The sequence below is a fragment of the Streptomyces sp. NPDC058045 genome, assembly GCF_042885635.1.
In the GTDB taxonomy this organism is placed as follows: Bacteria; Actinomycetota; Actinomycetes; order Streptomycetales; family Streptomycetaceae; genus Streptomyces.
Map to the genome: position 1 here is coordinate 116,943 of NZ_JBHVRR010000017.1, position 5,926 is coordinate 122,868.

Below are 5,926 nucleotides of genomic sequence, written 5' to 3' on the forward strand. Positions count from 1 at the left end.
GGGTCATGATCGCTATACCGTTTCGCAAGCCGGTCTCGCAACCCCTCTCCGTGTTGTCTCCGCCAATGCAGACGGTCATACGGTAAGGCACCGCACCGGGCCGGATCACCACCGGGCCGAGGGGGCGGTGTCGGCGGGCAACTCGCCGCGGGCTTACGGCACTTCAGCGGACCGCCGGGGTAGGGGACGTAGGCGTCCGCCGTGACTGCGCGGGCCGTCCACAACGATTACGTCGTAATAACCCTCGGCCGAAGCCAGCGTGCCAAGGAGTCCAGGGGGTGGCAGCGAGCGTCGTCGTCAAGGCAGTTGGCCGTCATGGTGTCCAAATGTGCGGTACCCGGCACCTGTTGGAGCCGCCCCGCCGCGCTTCCCCCCAACTCCCAGGAAGCCTGCGATGGTTGAGCCTATCCCGTTCTGCTGCATCAGGATTTGCGTCGCCGCGGACCGCGTCGAGTTCACCCGATGTGGAAACCGAGGTCGGTCACATACCAGGCGTCATCGATCTTGGTGGACTCCGTCTTGACGTCCACCTGACCCTGCTCGACCCCGGTGGAGTCGGACAGGATGACCTGCTCCAGAGTCTGTCCGTCGATGGTGATCTTGTCGGCCGGGACCACCACCTTGCCGTTCGTCTCCGGGACGTGGGCGACCTCCACCTTCGGGTCGTTCGTGGACTGCTTGGGCGTGAACACCGGGCGGAACGTCCTGAGTTGCTTTCGCGTCTGACGCATCTCGGGTGTGCCATTGCGGCACCTCGACGGGGTGCCGACCTGAGCGGGTGACGAAGCGGTGGCTGGTTTCGCCGTCAGCCGGCACACCCGCTTCGGCTGGCCCTTGATGACCGCGGTGTACCACGCGGCAACCGCTTCCTCGGCCGTCGGCTTCCCCGAGGCCGACCCGTCGGTGCCCGGTTCGCTCGCAGTCGGCTTGTCGGTGGCCGGTTCGCTCGGGGGCGGCCCGTCCGTGGCCGGTTCGCTCGCGGCCGGCGTCTTCGTGGCCGGTTTCCTGTCCGCGGCGGAGTCCGTGTCCTTCGAGCACCCCGTGACACCCGCCGCCGTCACCGCCAGTACGGCTCCGGCGATCAGGCGGACGGTCCGTTGGCTGTAGCTCTGCGACCACATGGGGGGCCTTCCCGAAGACATTCGCTGAACGACAAGGAAGACAAGATCGGCAACCACACGGTTCCAAACGCCTTACCCTGCCGACCAGTTCAGGCCAACCACGACGGCCGCAGCCACGTCCGGCCCTCGTCCTGCCGCGCCTACGAGGCCGGGGCCAAGGTGCGGGCCAGTTCCCACAGGTCGGGCAGGGCGGCGCCGATGCGTTGCCCGGCGCCGGGCGGTAGCTGTCGCAGGGCCTCGGTGATCGCCTTGCTGAGGCTCTCGTTGACCTCGCCGCCAGCGGTGATCATCTTCCCGGTGGGGTGCAGCTCCACGAACCGGCGGTCGTGCGGGCTGGGGCGGCGGTCGATGAAGCCGTCCCGGGTCAACCGCGTGACCAGGGTGCTCACGTTGTTGGGTTGCATTCGCAGGGCGGTGGCGATGTCGCGGACGCTGATCCCCGGCCGGCTCTCGATGAGGCGCAGGACCTCGACCTGGGCGAGCGGGCGGGTCGATTCCCCGGTCGGTGTCGTCTGGCGCTGACGGAGCGCCCGGTGCAGCGTCCACGCGAGGCGGACCAGGTCGTCGGGTAGGTGTTCAGGCTCTCGCTCGCTCACGAGGCCACCATATCTGGTAACTCTAGGAGTAGAGGTATATCCCTGGACCCGAGACCCGCAACCTCTCGCTTCTTCGCGGCTCGCCTTCTATGCTGACCGTTCAGCAGGACATGCGTCCTCTTATTCAGGACTGGAGCGTTATGAGTCCCATGAGCCCCATGAGTCCCATGGGTGGTCCCACGAGTCCCTCCGACGTTTCGACCGGTCGACCGGCCGAGCCGAAGATCGAACGTTCCCTCACGCTGCATCTGCGCGGCGACTGGGGCAGCGCGAACCTGCACCGGATATGCGGCTGGATCGCCCAGGAGCTCGCGGACCGCTGCGGGCCGGACACCCGGATCGCCACCTGGAACAGCAGGGGTTTCAGCGACGCGGTGTGGGCCGTGGGCCGGGGCGAGGTGCAGGTCGCACTCACCACGCCAACCGCCTTCGCCACCGCGGCACTTGACGGTCGCGGCGTCTACGCTGACGAGTCCGTCCCGGAGCTGCGCGCCCTCGGTGTGGTGCCGCAGCGGGACCGACTGGTGGTGGCCGTGCACAAGGACCTCGGCATCACCACCTTCGCCGAACTGCGCCAGCGCAAGCCCGCCCTGCGGCTGGCCACCTCCGTCCACGACGGTGTGAACCACGTGGGCCTGGCCGCCCATGAGCTGTTGACGCGCGCCGGTGTCGACGTGGTGGGCTGGGGCGGCCAACTGCTCGAAGACGAGCGGCCGTTCGAGTCGCTGGACCATGTGACGCAGGGGCGGGCGAACGCCATCGTCCATGAGGCGATCATGCTGCCCGCCTGGCAGCAGCTCGGCCCCGACTTCCACTTCCTCGAAGTCGAGGACGACGTCCTGGACAGCCTGCGGGAGGACTTCGGCTGGCCGTCGGCGGTGGTCGACGACGGGTACTTCCCCGGCCGCGCCGCCTTCAGGACCCTCGACTTCTCGGACTTCCTGGTGTGCACCCGCGCCGACCTGCCCGAGGACGTGGCCTACGCCATCGCCTGGGTGCTGGGGGAGACCCGGCACATCATCGAAGGGCAGTACCGGCATCTGGCCCCGGAACGCAGCCCCGTCACCTACCCGCTCGACCCCGCCACCATGGGCCGCGCCCCGATCCCCCTGCACCCCGGGGCCGCCCGCTACTACGACGCCCTGCCCACCGTATGACACCCGCCCAGGCCCGCCGGCTCGCCGTGGAGGCCTCCCACGCGCTGGCCGCGGGCGGCCAGGGGGACATGGTCTGGGGGCACACCGCCGTACGCGACCCGGAAGGCCGCGGCATCTGGATCAAGGCACCGGGCTGGGGCCTCGAAGAGGTCCGGGACGACCGGCTGCAACTCGTGTCGTACGACGCCGAGTTGGTCCTCGGTGACGGGGCTCCGCACAAGGAGTGTCATATCCACCTTGAGGTGCTGCGCGCTTCCCCGGATGTGCGCTGCACCGTGCACACCCACGCGGTGTCGGCCATCGCCTTCGCCGCCCTCGATGTGCCGCTGCTGCCGCTCTCCCACGAGGGAGCCCTGTTCGGGGGCGACGACGTGCCCAGGTTCCGGGACACGGGAGGGCTCGTCAGCACCCCCGAACTGGGCCGGCGGCTCGCCCGGACCCTCGGTGACGCTCCCGCCGCCCTCCTGCCCAAGCACGGGCTGGTGTCCGCCGGACCCACCGTGGCGGCGGCCGTCATGCACGCCGTACTGCTCGACCGGGCCTGCGCACTCCAGCTACGGGCTCAGGCGGCGGCCGGCGGGCCGGTCGTGCACTCCGACACCGCCGAGGCCCGCGCCAAACGGGACCAGTGCTGGCCCGCGAGCCAGCTCGAAGCCGGTTACCGCTACCTCCTCCGCCGGGCGGCCACCACTCCCTGACAACCCATCAATTCGAGTACACAGCAAGGGAATTCGCCCCATGAACGACCAGCACCAGCACCACTCCGCCGCGGCCGCCGACTGGACCACCGTCCCCACCGCGGACGGACCGATGCGCGTCTTCGTCGCCCGGCCCGCCCGGCCCGCCGACCGGGCCGTGGTCGTCCTCCAGGAGGCGTTCGGAGTCAACGACCACATCCAGGACATCGCACGCCGCTACGCCGCCCGCGGCTACCTCGCCCTGGCCCCGGACCTGTTCCACCGCAACGGCGTCGGCACCCTCGCCTACGAGCAGCACGCCGAGGCCATGCCGCTGATCGGCGCCATCGGGCCGGACGCGATCACCACCGACGCCGAGGCCGTCCTCACCCACCTCGCCGAGACGGAGAAGGTGCCCGCCGCCCGCACCGCGATCCACGGGTTCTGCTTCGGTGGCCGCGCCGCCTTCACCGCCGCGACCGGCATCCACGGCCTGGGCGCCACCGTCGTCTTCTACGGCCCGGGCATCGCGGCCGGCCCGCACGCGGTCCTGGACCGGGCCGCGGACATCGACGCCCCCGTCATGCTCCACGTCGGCGCCGAGGACCCCACCATCCCCGGCGACCAGGTAGCCGCCATCGAGCAGGCCCTCACCGCCGCGGGCGTCACCTTCGAGAGCCACGTCTACGAAGGCGCCGGGCACGCCTTCGCCTGCGACGCCCGCCCGCATATGTACGCCGAGGACTCCGCGCGGACCGCCTGGCGGCGCACCCACACCTTCCTCGACACCTACCTGCCCGCGGCCTCCTGAGCACTGCTCTCCCGGCGAGACAAGGACGTTCCATGGGCACTGTCACCGAAGTCGTCGCGGTCGCCTGCTCCGACGAACCCACCCGCAGCATCCAGCGCGACGAGCACCTCCTGCTGTCCCCTCCGCACCCCAACCCCTTCCCGGTGAAGCTCTGGCGGGACCACGAGCCGCTGAGCGTGGTGCACTTCCCCCAGGCCTACGAGTCCGTGCCGTTCGCCCCACCGCGCGGCGTCTACGAGAGCGCTCAACTCCGCGTCGAATGGCAGACGATGGACAACCGGCAGCCCTTCTACCACCGCAACTGCGACGTGGACGAGATCTCCTACCAGATCGCCGGCGAGCGGACCCTGATGACCGAACTCGGGGTGGTCGAGCACCGGCCCGGGGAGTTCTCCCGGCTGCCCCGCGGCGTCGCCCACGACAACTACGGGCGCCGCGAGAGCCACCTGCTCTTCTACACACCCGCCCCCGTCACCGAGGAACGCGCCCCGCTGCGGACTTCCGAAGCGGTGTTCCCGCCCTTCCCCGGCTGGGAACCGGGCGACCTCAACGAGGCCGTCACCCAGTGCATGGGCACCCCCGGCCATGACATCACCGTCGCCCCCGTCGACGAACGGCGACTGCTGGAGCAGGTGCACGCCGAGCAGGACCGCATCGGCGTCCTCACCGCGTCCGGCGAGGACGGCACGACCTGGCTGTACCGCTCCGCCGGTTTCCGCCTGGGCACCGTACGGCTGCGGCCCGGGCGGCGGCGCGTCTACCGGCGCACCCTGGACGCCGACGAGATCCAGTACCAGATCAGCGGCCGCCGCACCCTGGTCAGCCAGCGCGGCGTCGTCACCCTGGGGCCGGGCGACTTCGTCCGCGTCCCGCTCGGCATCGCGCACACCAGCGTGTGCGCCGAAGTCAGCGAGCACATCGCGCTGTTCTCCGACCGCGAGCTCCCGCAGATCGCCGAGACGACCAGAACCGCCGAGCCGTACACCCCCGAACTCCTGGCATCGCCAGACGTGTTGACCCGACGTAGGAGCCGCACCCCATGACCGCCATGCTCGCCGCGCGCGCCCAGCAGGGCTCCACCGCGCTGCACCTGCACCAGATCGCTATACCCGAGCCGGGACCCCACGACGTCCTGGTGAAAGTGGCCGCCGCCGGGCTCGCCCCCGGGATGATGACGCTGCTCGCCCAGGGCGCGTTCAAGCACCTGCCCACCACCCTGGGCCACGAGGCCGCCGGCACCGTCGCCGCCGTCGGCGGTGAGGTGGAGGGGATCGCCACCGGCACCCGGGTGCGGATGCACCCCAACCTCAACTGCCGTAGCTGCGCACACTGCCGCTCCGACCGGGACATGATGTGCCCGCAGCAGGCGATGATCGGCCACGCCGCCTTCGGTGACGTTCCCATGCCGCTCTACGACCGCTACCACGACGGCGGGTTGGCCGAGTACATCCGTCTGCCGCACTGGCTGGCTGTTTTTACCGGGCTGTTTGAGGGCCGCTTCTTCGTCGGGTTTCGGAGCCGGGTTGGTCCGTTCGTGGTGGGGATGGACCGGTGCAGGGTGGTG

General features: G+C 70.3%; 8 protein-coding genes. 6 read left to right on the forward strand and 2 right to left on the reverse strand.

The window, feature by feature from the left end; all coding sequences use genetic code 11:
- Window positions 1-455 precede the first annotated feature (455 nt).
- On the reverse strand, window positions 456-731 hold the full coding sequence (locus ACFVST_RS13695) for a hypothetical protein (protein ID WP_390150108.1): 276 nt from the start codon (window positions 729-731) through the stop codon (window positions 456-458).
- A 58-nt stretch (window positions 732-789) separates the two neighbouring features.
- On the opposite strand from ACFVST_RS13695, the gene ACFVST_RS13700 reads away from it, so the two are divergent.
- Window positions 790-1,107, forward strand: a complete 318-nt coding sequence (locus ACFVST_RS13700; protein ID WP_390150110.1) for a hypothetical protein — start codon at window positions 790-792, stop codon at window positions 1,105-1,107.
- 154 nt (window positions 1,108-1,261) lie between these two features.
- Here ACFVST_RS13700 and ACFVST_RS13705 read toward each other — a convergent pair whose 3' ends face one another.
- A complete protein-coding gene (locus tag ACFVST_RS13705) occupies window positions 1,262-1,717 on the reverse strand; it encodes a MarR family winged helix-turn-helix transcriptional regulator (RefSeq protein WP_390150113.1) in 456 nt (151 codons plus the stop codon).
- 158 nt (window positions 1,718-1,875) lie between these two features.
- On the opposite strand from ACFVST_RS13705, the gene ACFVST_RS13710 reads away from it, so the two are divergent.
- From ACFVST_RS13710 to ACFVST_RS13730, 5 genes are all read left to right on the forward strand, one after another.
- Window positions 1,876-2,874 (forward strand): TAXI family TRAP transporter solute-binding subunit, encoded by a 999-nt coding sequence (locus ACFVST_RS13710; protein ID WP_390150115.1) that lies wholly within the window; start codon window positions 1,876-1,878, stop codon window positions 2,872-2,874.
- The gene (locus ACFVST_RS13715; RefSeq protein ID WP_390150118.1) at window positions 2,871-3,572 is read left to right on the forward strand and encodes a class II aldolase/adducin family protein; all 702 of its coding nucleotides are present in this window, start codon (window positions 2,871-2,873) and stop codon (window positions 3,570-3,572) included. The genes ACFVST_RS13710 and ACFVST_RS13715 overlap by 4 nt, the downstream gene beginning before the upstream one ends.
- A gap of 40 nt (window positions 3,573-3,612) precedes the next feature.
- Window positions 3,613-4,362: a dienelactone hydrolase family protein gene (locus ACFVST_RS13720; RefSeq protein WP_390150121.1), complete on the forward strand. Its 750-nt coding sequence runs from the start codon at window positions 3,613-3,615 to the stop codon at window positions 4,360-4,362.
- Between the two features lie 32 nt (window positions 4,363-4,394).
- Window positions 4,395-5,405, forward strand: a complete 1,011-nt coding sequence (locus tag ACFVST_RS13725; protein WP_390150124.1) for a hypothetical protein — start codon at window positions 4,395-4,397, stop codon at window positions 5,403-5,405.
- Window positions 5,402-5,926, forward strand: a 525-nt coding sequence (locus ACFVST_RS13730; protein ID WP_390150127.1) for an alcohol dehydrogenase catalytic domain-containing protein, incomplete at its 3' end; no start/stop codon positions are given. The genes ACFVST_RS13725 and ACFVST_RS13730, both read left to right, overlap by 4 nt.

Coding starts and splice junctions, on each gene's coding strand:
- ACFVST_RS13695 (WP_390150108.1), bottom strand. CDS start 731: ATGCGTCAGACGCGAAAGCAACTCAGGACGTTCCGCCCGGTGTTCACG.
- ACFVST_RS13710 (WP_390150115.1), top strand. CDS start 1,876: ATGAGTCCCATGGGTGGTCCCACGAGTCCCTCCGACGTTTCGACCGGT.
- ACFVST_RS13715 (WP_390150118.1), top strand. CDS start 2,871: ATGACACCCGCCCAGGCCCGCCGGCTCGCCGTGGAGGCCTCCCACGCG.
- ACFVST_RS13720 (WP_390150121.1), top strand. CDS start 3,613: ATGAACGACCAGCACCAGCACCACTCCGCCGCGGCCGCCGACTGGACC.
- ACFVST_RS13725 (WP_390150124.1), top strand. CDS start 4,395: ATGGGCACTGTCACCGAAGTCGTCGCGGTCGCCTGCTCCGACGAACCC.